The organism is Streptomyces sp. NRRL B-24572 (assembly GCF_002156145.1).
GTDB classification, from domain to species: Bacteria; Actinomycetota; Actinomycetes; order Streptomycetales; family Streptomycetaceae; genus Streptomyces; species Streptomyces vietnamensis.
Map to the genome: position 1 here is coordinate 1 of NZ_MWIG01001227.1, position 586 is coordinate 586.

Sequence of the window (586 nt, forward strand, 5' to 3'; positions counted from 1 at the left end):
GGGGTCAGGCCGCCGCGAGAGACCGAGGACGAAGATGACCGGCGTGCAGAGGTACCACGAGAGGCTCCGGACCCTGTCCGAGGCCTCGGTGCACATCCACTTCGACGCGTTCACCGACATCGACTGGGACCACCCCGACTTCGCCATAGACCCGGCGGACCCCCGCTGGGTGCTCCCCGCGGCCGACCCCCTGGGCGGTCACCCCTGGTACCAGAAGCAGCCGTTGGAGGTCCGGACCCGCATCGGGCTCTGGCGGTACGCCAACATCGTCAAGGTGGGCATGCAGTTCGAGAACGTCCTCATCCGCGGCGTGATGGACTACCTCTTCTCCCTGCCCAACCAGGACCCGGAGTTCCGCTACCTCACCCACGAGGTCACGGAGGAGTGCCACCACACCCAGATGTTCCAGGAGTTCGTGAACCGGGCGGGCGCCGACGTGCCCGGCGGGCGGCGCTCCTTCCGCGTCCTCAGCCGCTTCCTGCCGCTGGCCGGCTCGCTGATCCCCGAGTCCTTCTTCACCGGCGTCCTCGCCGGAGAGGAGCCCATCGACCACCTCCAGAAGGCGATCCTGCGCGGCGGCGAGGAC

1 protein-coding gene is annotated in these 586 nt (G+C 68.9%); it reads left to right on the forward strand.

Going from position 1 to position 586, the window contains the following annotated elements; genetic code table 11:
• Nucleotides 1-43: 43 nt before the first annotated feature.
• Nucleotides 44-586, forward strand: a 543-nt coding sequence (locus CCN56_RS41460; RefSeq protein ID WP_256962464.1) for a diiron oxygenase, incomplete at its 3' end; no start/stop codon positions are given.